The sequence below is a fragment of the Enterobacter cloacae complex sp. P1B genome, from assembly GCF_014982345.1.
Lineage (GTDB): Bacteria > Pseudomonadota > Gammaproteobacteria > Enterobacterales > Enterobacteriaceae > Enterobacter > Enterobacter bugandensis.
The window spans coordinates 1-16,610 of sequence record NZ_JADCLF010000018.1 but is presented as its reverse complement, the minus strand read 5'-3'; the positions used below and the strand labels follow the sequence as shown (position 1 = coordinate 16,610).

Annotated in this window: 15 protein-coding genes and 2 tRNA genes; 5 read left to right on the top strand and 12 right to left on the bottom strand. The window is 56.6% G+C overall.

Annotated elements, in window-relative coordinates:
• Positions 1 to 6: 6 nt before the first annotated feature.
• Positions 7 to 1,491: a guanosine-5'-triphosphate,3'-diphosphate diphosphatase gene (gene gppA, locus INF77_RS21630; protein WP_047366695.1), complete on the top strand. Its 1,485-nt coding sequence runs from the start codon at positions 7 to 9 to the stop codon at positions 1,489 to 1,491.
• A 51-nt stretch (positions 1,492 to 1,542) separates the two neighbouring features.
• On the opposite strand, the gene rep is transcribed toward gppA, so the two are convergent.
• Positions 1,543 to 3,567 (bottom strand): DNA helicase Rep, encoded by a 2,025-nt coding sequence (gene rep / locus INF77_RS21625; RefSeq protein WP_069733811.1) that lies wholly within the window; start codon positions 3,565 to 3,567, stop codon positions 1,543 to 1,545.
• Between the two features lie 85 nt (positions 3,568 to 3,652).
• Between rep and ppiC the strand changes: the two genes are divergently transcribed.
• Positions 3,653 to 3,934 (top strand): peptidylprolyl isomerase PpiC, encoded by a 282-nt coding sequence (gene ppiC, locus INF77_RS21620; protein WP_004886861.1) that lies wholly within the window; start codon positions 3,653 to 3,655, stop codon positions 3,932 to 3,934.
• 86 nt (positions 3,935 to 4,020) lie between these two features.
• Here the strand turns inward: ppiC and ilvC are convergent, their stop codons facing one another.
• Entirely contained in the window at positions 4,021 to 5,496 is a 1,476-nt protein-coding gene (gene ilvC, locus INF77_RS21615; protein ID WP_021242831.1) for a ketol-acid reductoisomerase, read from the bottom strand.
• 152 nt (positions 5,497 to 5,648) lie between these two features.
• On the opposite strand from ilvC, the gene ilvY reads away from it, so the two are divergent.
• Positions 5,649 to 6,539, top strand: a complete 891-nt coding sequence (gene ilvY, locus INF77_RS21610) for an HTH-type transcriptional activator IlvY (protein WP_008501572.1) — start codon at positions 5,649 to 5,651, stop codon at positions 6,537 to 6,539.
• Here the strand turns inward: ilvY and ilvA are convergent.
• From ilvA to ilvL, 7 genes are all read right to left on the bottom strand, one after another.
• A complete protein-coding gene (gene ilvA, locus INF77_RS21605) occupies positions 6,536 to 8,080 on the bottom strand; it encodes a threonine ammonia-lyase, biosynthetic (protein WP_032660750.1) in 1,545 nt (514 codons plus the stop codon). The genes ilvY and ilvA overlap by 4 nt on opposite strands.
• A 2-nt stretch (positions 8,081 to 8,082) precedes the next feature.
• Positions 8,083 to 9,933, bottom strand: coding sequence for a dihydroxy-acid dehydratase (ilvD, locus tag INF77_RS21600; RefSeq protein WP_047366694.1), 1,851 nt, complete (start codon positions 9,931 to 9,933; stop codon positions 8,083 to 8,085).
• A 60-nt stretch (positions 9,934 to 9,993) separates the two neighbouring features.
• Positions 9,994 to 10,923: a branched-chain-amino-acid transaminase gene (gene ilvE, locus INF77_RS21595; RefSeq protein ID WP_003860182.1), complete on the bottom strand. Its 930-nt coding sequence runs from the start codon at positions 10,921 to 10,923 to the stop codon at positions 9,994 to 9,996.
• Positions 10,924 to 10,941: 18 nt separating this feature from the next.
• A complete protein-coding gene (ilvM, locus tag INF77_RS21590; RefSeq protein ID WP_003860184.1) occupies positions 10,942 to 11,205 on the bottom strand; it encodes an acetolactate synthase 2 small subunit in 264 nt (87 codons plus the stop codon).
• A complete protein-coding gene (gene ilvG / locus INF77_RS21585; protein ID WP_150145484.1) occupies positions 11,202 to 12,848 on the bottom strand; it encodes an acetolactate synthase 2 catalytic subunit in 1,647 nt (548 codons plus the stop codon). The genes ilvM and ilvG overlap by 4 nt, the downstream gene beginning before the upstream one ends.
• Before the next feature lie 2 nt (positions 12,849 to 12,850).
• Complete coding sequence (gene ilvX / locus INF77_RS21580) at positions 12,851 to 12,901, bottom strand: peptide IlvX (RefSeq protein WP_166792073.1); 51 nt, start codon at positions 12,899 to 12,901, stop codon at positions 12,851 to 12,853.
• Positions 12,902 to 12,987: 86 nt separating this feature from the next.
• Positions 12,988 to 13,086 carry an ilv operon leader peptide gene (ilvL, locus tag INF77_RS21575; protein ID WP_001311244.1) on the bottom strand — a complete coding sequence of 33 codons (99 nt, stop codon included), beginning with the start codon at positions 13,084 to 13,086 and terminating at the stop codon, positions 12,988 to 12,990.
• Between the two features lie 341 nt (positions 13,087 to 13,427).
• On the opposite strand from ilvL, the gene INF77_RS21570 reads away from it, so the two are divergent.
• Positions 13,428 to 14,948, top strand: coding sequence for a YifB family Mg chelatase-like AAA ATPase (locus INF77_RS21570; RefSeq protein WP_048959813.1), 1,521 nt, complete (start codon positions 13,428 to 13,430; stop codon positions 14,946 to 14,948).
• A 27-nt stretch (positions 14,949 to 14,975) separates the two neighbouring features.
• On the opposite strand, the gene INF77_RS21565 is transcribed toward INF77_RS21570, so the two are convergent.
• On the bottom strand, positions 14,976 to 15,314 hold the full coding sequence (locus tag INF77_RS21565) for a DUF413 domain-containing protein (RefSeq protein ID WP_008501577.1): 339 nt from the start codon (positions 15,312 to 15,314) through the stop codon (positions 14,976 to 14,978).
• Positions 15,315 to 15,432: 118 nt separating this feature from the next.
• Here INF77_RS21565 and hdfR point away from each other — a divergent pair, with 118 nt between their 5' ends.
• On the top strand, positions 15,433 to 16,254 hold the full coding sequence (gene hdfR / locus INF77_RS21560) for an HTH-type transcriptional regulator HdfR (protein WP_028014823.1): 822 nt from the start codon (positions 15,433 to 15,435) through the stop codon (positions 16,252 to 16,254).
• Between the two features lie 99 nt (positions 16,255 to 16,353).
• On the opposite strand, the gene INF77_RS21555 is transcribed toward hdfR, so the two are convergent.
• Positions 16,354 to 16,429: transfer RNA gene (locus INF77_RS21555), tRNA-Trp, on the bottom strand.
• Positions 16,430 to 16,483: 54 nt separating this feature from the next.
• Positions 16,484 to 16,560, bottom strand: a tRNA-Asp gene (locus INF77_RS21550).
• Positions 16,561 to 16,610: the final 50 nt, after the last annotated feature.

Genomic DNA, 16,610 nt, shown 5'->3' with positions numbered 1-16,610 from the left:
TACATTATGCTCAGCTCCACCTCGCTCTATGCGGCAATTGATCTCGGTTCGAATAGTTTTCATATGCTGGTTGTGCGTGAGGTGGCGGGAAGCATACAAACGCTGACGCGCATTAAGCGCAAGGTCCGCCTCGCGGCGGGCCTGAGCAGTGATAATTACCTCTCGCCTGAAGCCATGGAACGTGGCTGGCAATGCCTGCGGCTCTTTGCTGAGCGTCTGCAGGATATCCCGCATGCTCAAATCACCGTTGTCGCCACAGCGACGCTCAGACTGGCGGTTAACGCCGTAGATTTTATTGCCAAAGCGCAGGAAATTCTGGGGTGTCCGGTTCAGGTTATCAGCGGTGAAGAAGAAGCACGCCTGATCTACCAGGGCGTTGCCCACACCACCGGGGGTGACGATCGCCGTCTGGTGGTGGATATCGGCGGTGCCAGTACCGAACTGGTAACCGGCACCGGCGCGCAGGCGACGTCGCTGTTCAGCCTGTCGATGGGCTGCGTGACCTGGCTTGAACGTTACTTTACTGACCGGAATCTGGGTAAAGAGAACTTCGACGAGGCGGAAAACGCCGCGCGCGCAGTGCTACGCCCGGTAATGGACGAACTGCGCTATCACGGTTGGAAAGTCTGCGTCGGGGCTTCGGGTACCGTGCAGGCCCTGCAGGAAATCATGATGGCGCAGGGCATGGACGAGCGGATCACGCTTGCCAAACTTCAGCAGCTTAAACAGCGTGCCATTCAGTGCGGACGTCTGGAAGAGCTGGAAATTGAAGGCCTGACGCTGGAACGAGCCCTGGTTTTCCCAAGCGGGCTGGCCATTCTGATCGCCATATTCACCGAACTAAATATCCAGTGTATGACCCTGGCCGGCGGCGCGCTGCGCGAAGGTCTGGTCTACGGCATGCTGCATCTGTCGGTGGATCAGGACATCCGCAACCGTACGCTGCGCAACGTCCAGCGTCGTTTTCTGGTTGATATCGATCAGGCTGGCCGCGTATCACAGCTGGCATCACGCTTTGCCGACCAGGTCGCTAACGCCTGGGATCTTGATCATCTGAGCCGCGATTTATTGCTGAGCGCCTGTGCGCTGCACGAGGTGGGGCTCAGCATAGATTTTAAGCAAGCACCTGCTCACGCAGCGTATCTGGTGCGCAACCTGGATTTGCCGGGCTACACGCCCGCACAGAAAAAGCTGCTGGCAACGCTACTGCTGAACCAGACCAACGCCGTCGATCTCTCCTCTTTGCATCAGCAAAATGCCGTACCGCCGCGCGTGGCCGAGCATCTGTGTCGTCTGCTGCGTCTGGCAATTCTGTTTGCCAGCCGCCGCCGCGATGATTTGTTACCCGCCATTAATCTGCTAGCCGATGATGAGAAGCTGACGCTGACGCTGCCGGAAAACTGGATTGAGAATCACCCGCTTGGGGCTGAGATGATCGAGCAGGAGTGCCAGTGGCAGAGCTATGTGCACTGGGTGCTTGAGGTGAAGTAATACGCTGAACACTGCCGGGTGGCGGCTTCGCCTTACCCGGCCTACTCATCATTATCCCTTCTCTTTGGCTTTTGCCAGCATGGCGCGAATGTTCGCCACGTTAGCCTGTCCTTTGTGCATCCGCTCTTCCGCGGTAATCACTTTGCGCTCCTGTTCCCAGATCAGATCGTCCTGCGGTAGTTCCAGCAGGAAACGGCTGGGTTCCGGACGCACGAGTTCACCGTACTGACGGCGCTCTTTACAGAGCGTGAACGTCAGCTCCTTTTGCGCGCGGGTGATCCCCACGTAGGCCAGACGGCGCTCCTCGTCGACATTATCTTCATCAATGCTGCTCTGGTGCGGCAATAAACCTTCTTCCATACCGACCAGATACACATACGGGAACTCCAGCCCTTTTGACGCATGCAACGTCATCAGCTGAACCTGGTCGGCCTCTTCTTCGCTCTCGCCGCGCTCCATCATGTCGCGCAGGGTAAAGCGGGTGACCACCTGCGTTAACGTCATCGGCTCATCTATCTCAGAGCCTTCCAGCATTTCGGTCATCCAGCTAAAAAGCTGGTTAACGTTTTTCATACGCATTTCTGCCGCTTTCGGGCTGGCAGAGGTTTCGTACAGCCAGGATTCGTAGTCAATGCCGTGGATCAGATCGCGTACCGCCGCCACGGGCTCGCGCTCAGCCAGGCGCTGCACTTCACCCAGCCAGTGAGTGAAGCGGGTTAAATTATCATACCCGCGCCCCGTCAGCGTCTGGCTCAGCCCCATATCAAAGCTGGCGGTAAACAGGCTCTTATTGCGGGTCATCGCCCATTCGCCCAGCTTTTGCAGCGTCGCCGGACCAATCTCGCGCTTTGGTGTATTCACGATGCGCAGAAACGCGCTGTCGTCATCCGGGTTCGTGAGCACGCGCAGATAGGCCAGCAGATCTTTAATTTCTGGCCGCGAGAAGAACGAAGTGCCGCCGGAAATTTTGTACGGAATGCGGTTCTGCATCAGCATCTTTTCAAAGACGCGCGACTGGTGATTGCCGCGATAGAGGATCGCGTAATCCTTGTATTCGGTTTTATTGACGAAGTGGTGGGCGATCAGTTCGCCCGTCACGCGCTCCGCCTCATGCTCTTCATTATTGGCGCTGAGCACCTTCAGCTCCGTACCGTAGCCAAGTTCGGAGAAGAGACGCTTTTCAAAAACGTGCGGGTTATTGGCAATCAGGATGTTTGCCGCCTTCAGGATGCGCCCGGAGGAACGGTAGTTCTGCTCCAGCTTAATCACCTGCAGCGCGGGGAAATCTTTGCTCAGAAGCACCAGGTTTTGCGGGCGGGCGCCGCGCCAGGAGTAAATTGACTGGTCATCATCGCCAACCACGGTGAAGCGCGCGCGATGCCCCACCAGCAGCTTCACCAGCTCGTACTGGCTGGTGTTGGTGTCCTGATATTCATCCACCAGCAGGTAGCGGATTTTATTCTGCCAGCGCTCGCGCACCTCTTCATTTCGCTGTAAAAGCAGCGTCGGTAAGAGGATCAGATCGTCGAAGTCCAGCACGTTGCACGCTTTCATGTGCGCGTCGTACAGACCATAGCAGTGGGCGAAGATCCGATCCCGTTCGCCTTTGGCGATCGCCGCAGCCTGGGCCGGTGTCATCAGATCGTTTTTCCAGTTCGAGATCGTTGAGATCAGCTGCTGCAACAGCACCTTATCATCCTCGATCAGCCCCTCGGTGAGCTCTTTGAGCAACGCCACCTGGTCGGTATCATCGAACAGCGAAAAGTTGGATTTCATCCCCAGCGCGGCGTATTCACGTTTAATGATATCCAGCCCCAGCGTGTGGAAGGTAGAGATCATCAGCCCGCGCGCCTCTTTGCGCCCCAGCGTCTGGCCAACACGCTCTTTCATCTCGCGCGCCGCTTTGTTGGTAAAGGTAACTGCCGCAATGTGGCGGGCCTGATAGCCGCAGCCGCGGATCAGGTGCGCAATCTTATTGGTGATGACGCGCGTTTTACCGGATCCTGCGCCCGCCAGCACCAGACACGGTCCGGTTACAAATTCGACGGCTTGTTGTTGTCCGGGATTTAAACGCATAAATGATCGCTCAATGAAAGTCAGGAGGGGAGAATAACAGCGTGGTAGTATAGCGAGCCTAATCCATACCACTCAAGGCACGATCATGGCAAAAACAGCAGCAGCACTGCATATTCTTGTTAAAGAAGAGAAACTGGCTCTGGATCTTCTGGAGCAGATCAAAAACGGCGCCGACTTCGGCAAGCTGGCGAAGAAGCACTCTATTTGCCCGTCAGGCAAGCGTGGCGGCGATTTAGGCGAATTCCGTCAGGGTCAAATGGTTCCGGCGTTCGATAAAGTGGTCTTCTCCTGCCCGGTGCTGGAGCCAACCGGTCCGCTGCATACTCAGTTCGGTTATCACATTATTAAAGTGCTGTATCGCAAATAAAAAAACCGGGTGGCGGCTGCACCTTACCCGGCCTACATCTTACGTTTTTGTAGGTCGGGTAAGCGAAGCGCCACCCGACAAGGTTGTTAACCTGCTACAGCAATACGTTTCATATCGGTCATGTAGCCACGCAGTTTGTGGCCCACTTTCTCGATCTGGTGGCTGCGAATCGCTTCGTTTACGTCGCGCAGCTGCGCGTTGTCTACCGCACCTTCCGCAATCGCTTTGCCCAGATCGCCCGTCTGCAGGGTGGTCATGAACTCTTTCAGCAGCGGTACGCAGGCGTAAGAGAACAGATAGTTACCGTATTCTGCGGTATCAGAGATAACCACGTTCATTTCGTACAGACGCTTACGGGCGATGGTGTTCGCGATCAGCGGCAGCTCGTGCAGAGATTCGTAGTACGCAGACTCTTCGATGATGCCGGAATCCACCATGGTTTCGAACGCCAGCTCAACGCCTGCTTTCACCATCGCAATCATCAGTACGCCTTTATCGAAGTACTCCTGCTCGCCGATTTTACCTTCATACTGCGGCGCAGTTTCGAACGCGGTTTTACCGGTCTCTTCACGCCAGGTCAGCAGTTTCTTGTCGTCGTTGGCCCAGTCCGCCATCATGCCGGAAGAGAATTCGCCGGAGATGATGTCGTCCATATGTTTCTGGAACAGCGGCGCCATAATGGTTTTCAGCTGTTCAGACAAAGCGTAAGCACGCAGTTTTGCCGGGTTGGACAGACGGTCCATCATGAGCGTAATACCGCCCTGCTTCAGCGCTTCGGTGATGGTTTCCCAGCCGAACTGAATCAGTTTTTCTGCGTATGCCGGGTCGGTACCTTCTTCCACCAGCTTGTCGAAGCAAAGCAGAGAACCCGCCTGCAGCATGCCACACAGAATGGTCTGCTCGCCCATCAGGTCAGATTTCACTTCCGCAACGAAGGAAGATTCCAGCACGCCAGCGCGGTGACCGCCGGTCGCCGCAGCCCAGGCTTTGGCAATCGCCATGCCTTCGCCTTTCGGATCGTTTTCCGGGTGAACTGCGATAAGCGTCGGCACGCCGAAGCCACGCTTGTACTCTTCACGCACTTCGGTACCCGGGCACTTCGGCGCCACCATCACTACGGTGATGTCTTTACGGATCTGCTCGCCCACTTCAACGATATTGAAGCCGTGGGAGTAACCCAGCGCGGCGCCGTCTTTCATCAGCGGCTGTACGGAACGCACCACGTCAGAGTGCTGCTTGTCCGGCGTCAGGTTAACGACCAGGTCCGCCTGCGGGATCAGCTCTTCATAGGTACCCACTTTGAAGCCGTTTTCAGTCGCTTTACGCCATGAAGCGCGCTTCTCGGCAATCGCTTCTTTACGCAGGGCGTAAGAGATATCCAGACCGGAGTCACGCATGTTCAGGCCCTGGTTCAGACCCTGTGCGCCACAGCCGACGATGACCACTTTTTTACCCTGAAGGTAGCTCGCGCCATCGGCAAATTCATCGCGCGCCATGAAGCGGCATTTGCCCAGCTGCGCCAACTGCTGGCGCAAGTTCAGTGTATTAAAGTAGTTAGCCATGGGTGATACCTCGTGATGTTGTGTGTCTTATTGTTCGGTTCGCGTTTCAGCGAGAATGTACCCACATTACAACAGGAAATTTATTGCGGAAATTGATATATTCACAACGTCACATTGCAATTTTTGCAATGTAAAAAGAGGGAGTGGAATCGGTGGATTTACGCGATCTAAAAATGTTCCTGCACCTGGCGGAAAGCCGTCACTTTGGCCGCAGCGCCCGGGCGATGCACGTCAGCCCGTCCACGCTTTCGCGCCAGATCCAGCGCCTTGAGGAAGACCTCGGCCAGCCGCTTTTCGTGCGCGATAACCGTACCGTTACCCTCACGGAAGCGGGCGAAGAGTTGCGCATTTTTGCCCAGCAGACGCTGTTACAGTACCAGCAGCTGCGGCACTCTATTGATCAGCAGGGGCCATCACTCTCCGGTGAGCTGCATATTTTCTGCTCCGTGACCGCCGCCTACAGCCATCTGCCCCCCATTCTCGACCGCTTCCGCGCAGCGCATCCGTCGGTTGAAATTAAGCTCACCACCGGCGACGCCGCCGACGCAATGGAAAAAGTGGTGACCGGCGAAGCGGATCTCGCCATCGCCGGAAAACCCGAAACCCTGCCGGGCGCGGTGGCGTTCTCGATGCTGGAGAATCTGGCGGTGGTGCTGATTGCCCCGGCCCTGCCCTGCCCGGTGCGTAATCAGGTATCGGTAGAAAAACCGGACTGGTCGACGGTGCCGTTTATCATGGCCGATCAGGGGCCGGTGCGCCGCCGCATCGAGCTGTGGTTCCGCCGTCAGAAAATCAGCAATCCGTCGATTTACGCCACCGTTAGCGGTCATGAGGCGATGGTGTCGATGGTGGCGCTCGGCTGCGGCGTGGCGCTGCTGCCGGAAGTGGTGCTGGAAAACAGCCCGGAACCGGTGCGCAACCGCGTGATGATTCTGGAGCGCAGCGACGAGAAGACGCCGTTTGAGCTAGGCGTGTGCGCACAAAAAAAGCGGCTGCATGAGCCGCTTATTGATGCGTTCTGGACGATATTGCCGAACCACTAGCCAGCCAGAAAGAACCTGAACGCCGGGTTGTGGGTTTCGTCGTGGCACTCATAGCCCAGCTCGTTCAGCCGCGTTTCGAAATCCGGCTCGTGCTCGCCCAGCTCGAACGCCGCCAGCACGCGGCCGTAGTCGGTGCCGTGGCTACGGTAGTGGAACAGAGAGATGTTCCAGTGCGTGCCCAGCGTGTGCAAGAACTTGAGCAACGCGCCCGGTGATTCCGGAAACTCGAAGCTGAACAGGCGTTCCTGGAGCGGCTTTGAGGGACGACCGCCAACCATATAACGCACGTGCAGCTTAGCCATTTCATCGTCGGACAGATCGACCACGCTGTAGCCGCCATCGTGCAGCAGGCTGAGGATCTCTTTACGTTCCTCCACGCCACGGCTCAGACGCACGCCGACAAAAATGCAGGCATCTTTCGCATCGGCAAAGCGGTAGTTGAACTCCGTTACCGAACGTCCCCCCAGAAGCTGGCAGAACTTGAGGAAGCTGCCCTTTTCTTCCGGAATCGTCACCGCCAGCAGCGCTTCACGCTGTTCGCCCAGCTCGCAGCGCTCGGAAACGTAGCGCAGACCGTGGAAGTTCACGTTCGCACCAGAGAGCACGTGCGCCAGCCGCTCGCCGCGAATGTTGTGCTGGGCGATGTATTTTTTCATCCCCGCCAGCGCCAGCGCGCCGGACGGCTCCGCCACCGCACGCACATCCTCGAACAGATCTTTCATCGCCGCGCAGATGGCGTCGCTGTCGACGGTGACGATATCGTCCAGATACTCCTGACACAGACGGAAGGTTTCATCGCCAATGCGCTTCACCGCCACGCCCTCGGCAAACAGCCCAACGCGCGGCAGGTCTACCGGGTGACCGGCGTCCAGCGCCGCCTTCAGGCAGGCAGAGTCTTCCGCCTCAACGGCGATGACTTTAATCTGCGGCATCAGCTGTTTAATCAGCACCGCCACGCCTGCCGCCAGCCCGCCGCCGCCCACTGGGACGAAGACGCGGTCGAGATGGGCATCCTGCTGCAACAGCTCAAGCGCCAGCGTGCCCTGCCCGGCAATCACCATCGGGTGATCGAACGGCGGCACCCAGGTGAAGCCCTGCTGCTGCGCCAGCTCGATCGCTTTGGCTTTGGCTTCGTCAAAGTTCGCGCCGTGGAGCAGCACTTCTCCGCCAAAACCGCGCACCGCGTCGACTTTGATATCCGCGGTGGCAACCGGCATCACGATCAGCGCTTTCAGACCCAAACGAGCAGACGAGAACGCCACGCCCTGCGCATGGTTGCCCGCCGACGCGGTAATGACGCCGCGCGCTTTCTGCTCATCCGTCAGCCCGGCCATCATCGCGTAGGCACCGCGCAGCTTAAAGCTGTGCACCGGCTGGCGGTCTTCGCGCTTCACCAGAATGACGTTGTCGAGGCGCGAGGAGAGTTTTTCCATTTTTTGCAGGGGCGTGACCTGCACAGCTTCATAGACCGGCGCGCGTAGCACCGCTCTCAGGTATTCCGCCCCCTCAGGGGCGGCGGATAAGGGTTGTGACTCGGCCATCATTAGCCCCCAAGTTTAGATTTATCGCGCACCGCGCCTTTATCTGCACTGGTTGCAAGGCTCGCATAGGCGCGCAGGGCGAAGGAGACTTCGCGCTGGCGATCTTTCGGCGTCCAGGCTTTGTCACCGCGGGCTTCCTGCGCTTCACGACGGGCCGCAATCTCCTGGTCGCTCAGCTTGAGCTGAATGCCGCGATTCGGAATGTCGATTTCAATCAGATCGCCATCTTCGATGATCGCGATGTTGCCGCCGCTTGCCGCTTCCGGGGAGACGTGGCCGATGGAGAGACCAGACGTGCCGCCGGAGAAACGACCGTCGGTGATCAGCGCACAGGCTTTACCGAGGCCCATCGATTTCAGGAAGGTGGTCGGGTAGAGCATCTCCTGCATGCCCGGGCCGCCTTTCGGCCCTTCGTAGCGAATGACAACCACGTCGCCTTCCACCACTTTGCCGCCGAGGATGGCATCTACCGCCTCGTCCTGGCTTTCGTACACTTTCGCCGGACCGGTGAATTTCAGGATACTGTCATCCACGCCTGCGGTTTTCACGATGCAGCCGTTTTCCGCAAAGTTACCGTACAGCACCGCCAGACCGCCGTCTTTGCTGTAGGCGTGCTCCAGCGAGCGGATGCAGCCTTCAGCACGGTCGTCATCCAGCGTGTCCCAGCGGCAATCCTGCGAGAACGCCTGGGTGGTGCGAATACCGGCCGGACCGGCGCGGAACATCTTTTTCACCGCGTCGTCTTTGGTCAGCATCACGTCGTACTGGTCCAGCGATTCCGGCAGCGTCAGGCCGAGGACGTTTTTCACGTCGCGGTTCAGCAGCCCGGCGCGATCCAGCTCGCCCAGGATACCGATGACGCCACCCGCGCGGTGCACATCTTCCATGTGGTACTTCTGGGTACTCGGCGCGACTTTACACAGCTGCGGCACTTTGCGGGAGAGCTTGTCGATGTCGCTCATGGTGAAGTCGATTTCGGCTTCCTGCGCGGCGGCCAGCAGGTGCAGAACGGTGTTAGTGGAGCCGCCCATGGCGATATCCAGCGTCATGGCGTTTTCGAACGCCGCTTTACTGGCGATATTGCGCGGCAGCGCGCTGGCATCGTCCTGCTCGTAGTAGCGTTTGGTCAGCTCAACGATACGTTTACCGGCGTTGAGGAACAGCTGCTTACGGTCGGCGTGGGTCGCCAGCAGCGAGCCGTTGCCCGGCTGGGAAAGGCCCAGCGCTTCGGTCAGGCAGTTCATGGAGTTGGCCGTGAACATGCCGGAACAGGAGCCGCAGGTCGGGCACGCGGAGCGTTCCACCTGATCGCTCTGTTCGTCAGAGACTTTCGGGTCTGCACCCTGGATCATCGCATCGACCAGGTCGAGCTTGATAATTTTGTCGGAGAGCTTGGTTTTACCCGCCTCCATCGGACCGCCGGAGACGAAGATCACCGGAATGTTCAGGCGCAGGGAGGCCATCAGCATCCCCGGGGTGATTTTGTCGCAGTTGGAGATACAGACCATCGCATCGGCGCAGTGGGCGTTGACCATATATTCCACCGAGTCGGCGATCAGCTCGCGCGACGGCAGTGAATAGAGCATTCCCCCGTGGCCCATTGCGATACCGTCATCCACCGCAATGGTGTTGAACTCTTTCGCCACGCCGCCGGAGGCTTCGATTTGCTCGGCAACCAGCTTACCGAGATCGCGTAGATGCACGTGGCCCGGTACAAACTGGGTGAAGGAGTTCACCACGGCGATAATCGGCTTGCCGAAATCGGCGTCGGTCATTCCGGTGGCGCGCCACAGTGCGCGGGCACCCGCCATGTTACGGCCGTGGGTGGTGGTGGCTGAACGATACTTAGGCATGCTTTATTGACTCCCGTCTGACTATTTAATGGGACGGTGCGTGCCGTCCCACATTTATACTTAGTGATTAACCTGATCCAACCAGCCGTATTTATCTTCTGTTTCGCCGGTGAAGAGGCCAAAGAACGCTTGCTGAATGCGCTTGGTGACCGGGCCACAGCGGCCTTCGCCCACCTGGATACCGTCTACGCTGCGAACCGGCGTGATTTCAGCCGCGGTACCGGACATGAACACTTCGTCTGCCAGGTAGAGGGATTCGCGGGACAGCACCTGCTCGCGCACTTCGATACCAAGGTCTTTCGCCAGCTTGATGATCGCGTCGCGGGTGATGCCCGGCAGCGCGGAAGAGGTGAACGGCGGGGTAAACAGAATGCCGTCTTTTACTTCAAACAGGTTTTCGCCCGCGCCTTCTGAGATGTAGCCGTTCACGTCGAGGGCGATGCCTTCCTGATAGCCGTGGCGGCGCGCTTCGCTGCCGACCAGCAGTGAGGAGAGGTAGTTACCGCCCGCTTTTGCGGCAGTCGGGATGGTGTTTGGCGCCACGCGGTTCCAGGAAGAAACCATTGCGTCGATCCCCTGATCCAGTGCTTCTGCGCCCAGGTAGGCGCCCCACGGGAACGCAGCAATGATCACATCGGTGTTGTAACCGGCCGGCGGGTTCACGCCCATGCCCACGTCACCCACGAAGACCAGCGGGCGAATATAGGCGCTGGTCAGTTTGTTCTGGCGAATCACTTCGCGGCAGGCTTCCATCAGCTCATCAACGCTTTGAGAGACCGGGAAACGATAAATTTTGGCTGAGTCATGCAGACGCTGCATGTGTTCGCGATGGCGGAACACCACTGGCCCTTTGTGAGAATCGTAGCAACGGATGCCTTCAAACACGGAGGTACCGTAGTGCAGCGCGTGGGACATCACGTGAACTTTCGCGTCTTCCCAGCGAACCATCTCACCATTGAACCAAATGTAATCAGCTTTTTTTGTCGTCATTTTTTCGTCCTGTCACGCTCAAGCGCGGATTTGTTGTGATGTGGTTGTGCTCTGGCAGATGGCAACATGGGCAACGTCTACCAGCTTTGATAACTGACTAAACAGTAAGTCGACCGGCCGCGGACTGGCAACGGTTAATTCGATACTGATGTTCTGGGCGTCGGTGGCCGTTTCCATATTCATAGAGCAAATCTGAAAACCACGGTGGCGGACCACACGCAAAACGCGTTCTAACGTTTCCGGGTTGAAGCGAGCCTGCACGGCGACCTGATGTTGCATCATGATAATTTCTCCAGCATTTGTGAGTTACTGGCACCGGGCGGTACCAACGGCCAGACGTTCTCAAGCTCGTCGATTGAGACATGAAGCAGGTATGGCCCTTCGCTTGACAGCATGGTGTCGAGTGCCGCTTCAACCTGGTCTTTACGGGTGATGTGCTGGCCAGGAATGCCGAAGGCGCTGGCCAGGGTGAGGAAATCGGGGTTATCGGTCAGGGTTGTCTCGCTGTAACGCTCCTGGAAGAACAGCTGCTGCCACTGGCGAACCATCCCTAAACGCTGGTTATCGAGCAACACGATCTTCAGCGGTAACTGCTTGCGCTTCACGGTGCCGAGCTCCTGAACGTTCATCATGAAGGAGCCGTCACCGGAGATACAGATCACGGTATCGTTCGGGCGGGCCACCTGTGCGCCAACGGCTGCCGGCAGGCCAAAGCCCATCGTGCCTAAGCCGCTGGAGGTGATGAAGTTCTCCGGGCGGGTGTAGGCCATATGCTGGGCTGACCACATCTGATGCTGGCCCACATCGGTCGTCACCACGCTGTCGGCGGGTTTACGGTCGGACAACTGCTTCAACAGCAGCGGCGCATAGATGGCATCGCCTGGGTGATCGTAACGCCAGGCATGCTCAGCGCGCATGTCTGCGGTGTGCTGACGCCATGCGTTGATATCCAGCGGCTGCTCCAGCGCCGGTAACAGCGCGTTAAGATCGCCCTGCAACGCCACGTGCGCCTGACGCAGTTTGTTCATCTCCGCCGGGTCGATATCTATATGGATCACTTTGGCATTCGGCGCGAAGGTATTCAGCTTGCCGGTGACGCGGTCATCGAAACGGGCGCCTGCGACGATAAGCAAGTCGCACTCCTGCACCGCCAGGTTTGCCGCTTTAGTGCCGTGCATTCCCAACATGCCGAGGTAGTACGGGTAGTCCGCGTCTACCGCACCCAGACCTTTCAGGGTGCAGGTGGCGGGCATTTGCGTGGTTGCAAGGAACGCGCGAAGCGCCGGAACAGCCTGCGCCATACCCACCCCGCCGCCGACGTACAGCATCGGCTGCTTCGCCTGCGCCATCATCTGACGCGCCTCTTCAACCTCTGCATGCGGAAACGCATCGTCGCTTTTCACGGTGGAGAAATGCGGCTCCAGATCGCCAAGTGCAACCTGGATATCTTTCGGGATATCCACCAGAACCGGGCCAGGACGGCCAGAACTGGCAACCTCGAACGCTTCGGCCATCACGCGCGGCAGCTCTTCAAGGGACTGAACGAGGAAGCTGTGCTTGGTGCAGGCCAGCGATAAGCCGAGGACGTCTACTTCCTGGAAGGCATCGGTACCGATGAACGGAGAGGCCACCTGACCGGTAATCGCCACGACAGGAACGGAATCGAGCAGCGCGTCAGCCAGGCCGGTGATCAGGTTCGTTGCGCCCGGACCTGAGGTCGCCATGCACACACCGGTTTTACCGGTCGCGCGGGCATAACCAATGGCTGCCATCGCTGCGCCCTGCTCGTGTCGGCACAAGAGGTGTTCCACGCCGCCGTCATACAGTGCATCGTAAATCGGCATAATTGCGCCACCCGGATAACCGAATACGGTTTCGACTCCCTGCGCGCGCAACGCATGTACTACCCATTGTGCCCCATTCATAGTTAGTTCCCCGTCATAAATCTGGAGAAACAGAATTTTGTGCTAGTCGTCATTCTCTGCTCCTCATTTAAGTTTTTTAGTCATAAAAAAACCCCCGGACCTTTCGGTGCGGGGGTCTTAGTTCGTTAAGGCTTGATTTCTAAGCCTTTCCTCGTCCAAGTGCAGCCCCGCACGGTGGGATAATAATCACCACCACGCTAATCACGACCAGGCTAATCACTCGTAGAAGGGCTGTCATTTTCAGTTCTTTTTGCATCTTGTTCGAAGGAATACCTAAAGAGTTATCACAGTTTTTAAATCAAACACAAGATTTATTTATGAAGGATTTGGTTAGCAAGCGAATCAAATTTCATGAACGCATTGTTTTATATGAGGAAATTTGGAAGTGAATATTTTTCATTTTTTTATTGCAGATCTAACCCTTAAAGCGCGTCTTTTTACATTTTGCGAGTGTGCTTCCACGGTGATGCAATGGTTTCAATGCACCCTGAAAATCTCTGAACAGGCGGCGTAAATACGTAAAAAGAGGCTAAACAGAGAAAACAGGCACTGGCATAGTCAGACCAGGAGGTAGTACAAATGTCACTGTCAGTTGTTTATACGCGAGCAGCTCTCGGGGTAAAGGCTCCGCTTATTTCCGTAGAAGTTCATTTGAGTAATGGGCTGCCCGGACTCACGCTTGTCGGGTTACCTGAAACCACGGTTAAAGAGGCCAGGGACCGCGTTCGTAGCGCAATAATAAACAGCGGTTATACCTTCCCCGCAAAGAAGATCACCATCAACCTTGCTCCCGCCGACCTGCCCAAAGAGGGTGGGCGATACGATTTACCTATCGCAATTGCGCTTCTCGCGGCTTCTGAGCAGCTTAATACGACCAGGCTAGGCTCGTATGAGTTCGTGGGTGAACTCGCGCTCACAGGCGCACTGAGAGGCGTTCCCGGTGCGATATCGGGAGCGCTGGAAGCCATACGTGCAGGGCGGCAAATCGTTGTGGCCAATGAAAACGCATCAGAAGTGAGTCTTATTGCAGAAAAGGGATGTCTCATCGCCGGGCATCTTCAGGAAGTGTGCGCCTGGCTGGAAGGCCGCCATGAACTGTCCGAGCCGGAAGAGTGCGACGAGGCTATAGCGGATGCGCCAGAAGACCTCAGCGAGATCATGGGACAGGAGCAAGGGAAACGGGCGCTGGAGATTACGGCAGCGGGTGGGCACAATCTCCTGCTAATTGGCCCGCCGGGTACGGGCAAAACCATGCTGGCGAGCAGGCTAAGCGGGTTGCTCCCGCCGCTTAATAACCATGAAGCGCTGGAAAGCGCCGCCATCTATAGCCTGATCGGTTCGACGTCGTTGCACAAACAGTGGCGTCGACGTCCCTTTCGTTCGCCGCATCATAGCGCGTCACTGACGGCAATGGTCGGCGGTGGGTCTATTCCGGGGCCGGGTGAGATCTCACTGGCACACAATGGCATTCTGTTTCTCGATGAGTTGCCTGAGTTTGAGCGCCGCGTGCTGGATGCGCTGAGGGAGCCCATTGAATCCGGTGAGATACATATTTCACGCACGCGAGCCAAAATAAGCTATCCCGCCCGTTTTCAGCTCGTGGCGGCGATGAACCCCAGTCCGACGGGGCATTATCAGGGCAACCATAACCGCTGTACGCCAGAGCAGACGCTGCGCTATCTGGGAAAGCTGTCTGGCCCGTTTCTCGACCGTTTCGATTTATCACTGGAAATCCCCCTTCCGCCGCCGGGCCTGCTCAGGCAGACGGATAAACTGGGTGAAAGCTCCGCGCATGTTCGCGAGCGGGTTATCGCGGCACAGGCGAGACAGTATGCCCGTCAAAACAGGCTGAATGCACGACTGGATAATGCAGGGATCCGACAGTTTTGTTCTCTTAACGTTGAAGATGCGGCTTGGCTGGAGGAGACGTTGACGCGCTTTGGGCTTTCCATACGTGCGTGGCAGCGCTTGTTAAAAGTAGCCAGAACCATTGCGGACGTGGAGGGCTGTACTGATATTGCGAGGAAACACTTGCAGGAAGCGCTGAGCTATCGGGCGATCGATCGTTTGCTTTTGCATCTGCAAAAGTTACTGGCATAAAAAAAGGGGCCGTAGCCCCTTTTTTTATTAGTCGTCAGACTCGGTGTAGTCTTCTGCACCTTCCATCTGCGGTTTACCGCCAGACAGCGTATGGAAACGTTTTGGACGCTTAATGCGAGCCATGTACTTGATCCATACACGTTCTGCTTCAGACTGCGGCTCACGCTCACCACGGCACACTGAGACAAACTGCTTTTCATCTTCAGTTGCAGGCTCACGTTTACCCAGATCCAGCTCGTTAAAGGCATAACCATGACGCTCAAGCAGCTGCGCCTCTTTGATGGTGAAATCGCCGTGACGAGAGAACCCGCGCGGATAATGTTTATTGTCGAAAAAACGATTAGTCGTCGTAAAGCTTTCCGCCATCCTACACGCTCCTAATTCTTTGGCCGAGCTATTTATGGCGCGGAGTATTAGTTACGCTTGACAGAGTGTAAAACAAAACATTTAAATCATAACGACAAATTATTTTGCGGAGAAAGATGTGGATACGGAATTGCTAAAAACTTTCCTTGAAGTGAGTAGAACGCGTCACTTCGGGCGAGCCGCTGAAGCCCTTTACCTGACGCAGTCAGCAGTCAGTTTTCGTATTCGACAGCTGGAAAATCAACTGGGTGTGAATCTTTTTACCCGCCATCGCAACAATATCCGCCTCACGCCTGCCGGTGAAAAACTGCTTCCGTATGCGGAGACATTGATGAATACCTGGCAGGCAGCGCGCAAAGAGGTTGCGCATACGTCGAGGCACAACGAGTTCTCGATAGGGGCCAGCGCATCTCTGTGGGAATGCATGCTCAGTCAGTGGCTTACCCGGCTATATCACTCCCATGGCCATTTACAATTTGAAGCCAGAATTGCGCAACGTCAGTCGCTGGTTAAGCAACTTCATGAGCGTCAGTTGGATCTGCTGATCACTACAGAAGCCCCCAAGATGGACGAATTTAGCAGCCAGATTGTTGGACAGTTCGGTCTGGCTCTTTATGCTTCTGAACCCTCAAAGATGAAAGCAGACCTGACCTATTTGCGGCTGGAGTGGGGACCTGATTTTCAGCAACATGAGACGGGATTGATCGCACCTGATGATGTTCCACAGTTAACAACCAGTTCTGCCGAGATTGCCTGTCAGCAACTCCCCTTGCTGAAGGGTTGCACCTGGTTACCAGTCCGTTGGGCAGATACCAAGCCTGGACTGCATACCGTGGTGGATTCCACTACCCTTTCGCGGCCGCTGTATGCGATTTGGTTGCAAAATAGCGACAAGCAATCGCAAATAAAAGATCTATTAAAAATCAATGTAATGGATTGATGCTGAGGCCAGCAGGGACGCTGGCTGCATTTAAGAATGCTGAAATCTCATCGGGTTTCAGGCAAAAAAAAATCCTTTGCCGAAGCAAAGGATTCTATATGGCAGGGGCGGAGAGACTCGAACTCGCGACACCCGGTTTTGGAGACCGGTGCTCTACCAACTGAGCTACGCCCCTAAAGTTTTTTGCCATTAAGCCTGCCATTACTGGCAGGCTTAACGTCTTAATAAGTGGCGGAACGGACGGGACTCGAACCCGCGACCCCCTGCGTGACAGGCAGGTATTCTAACCGACTGAACTACCGCTCCACCGAAGACTGCTTGTAACCACCGGATTAATGCACCGGCTTACTACTTAA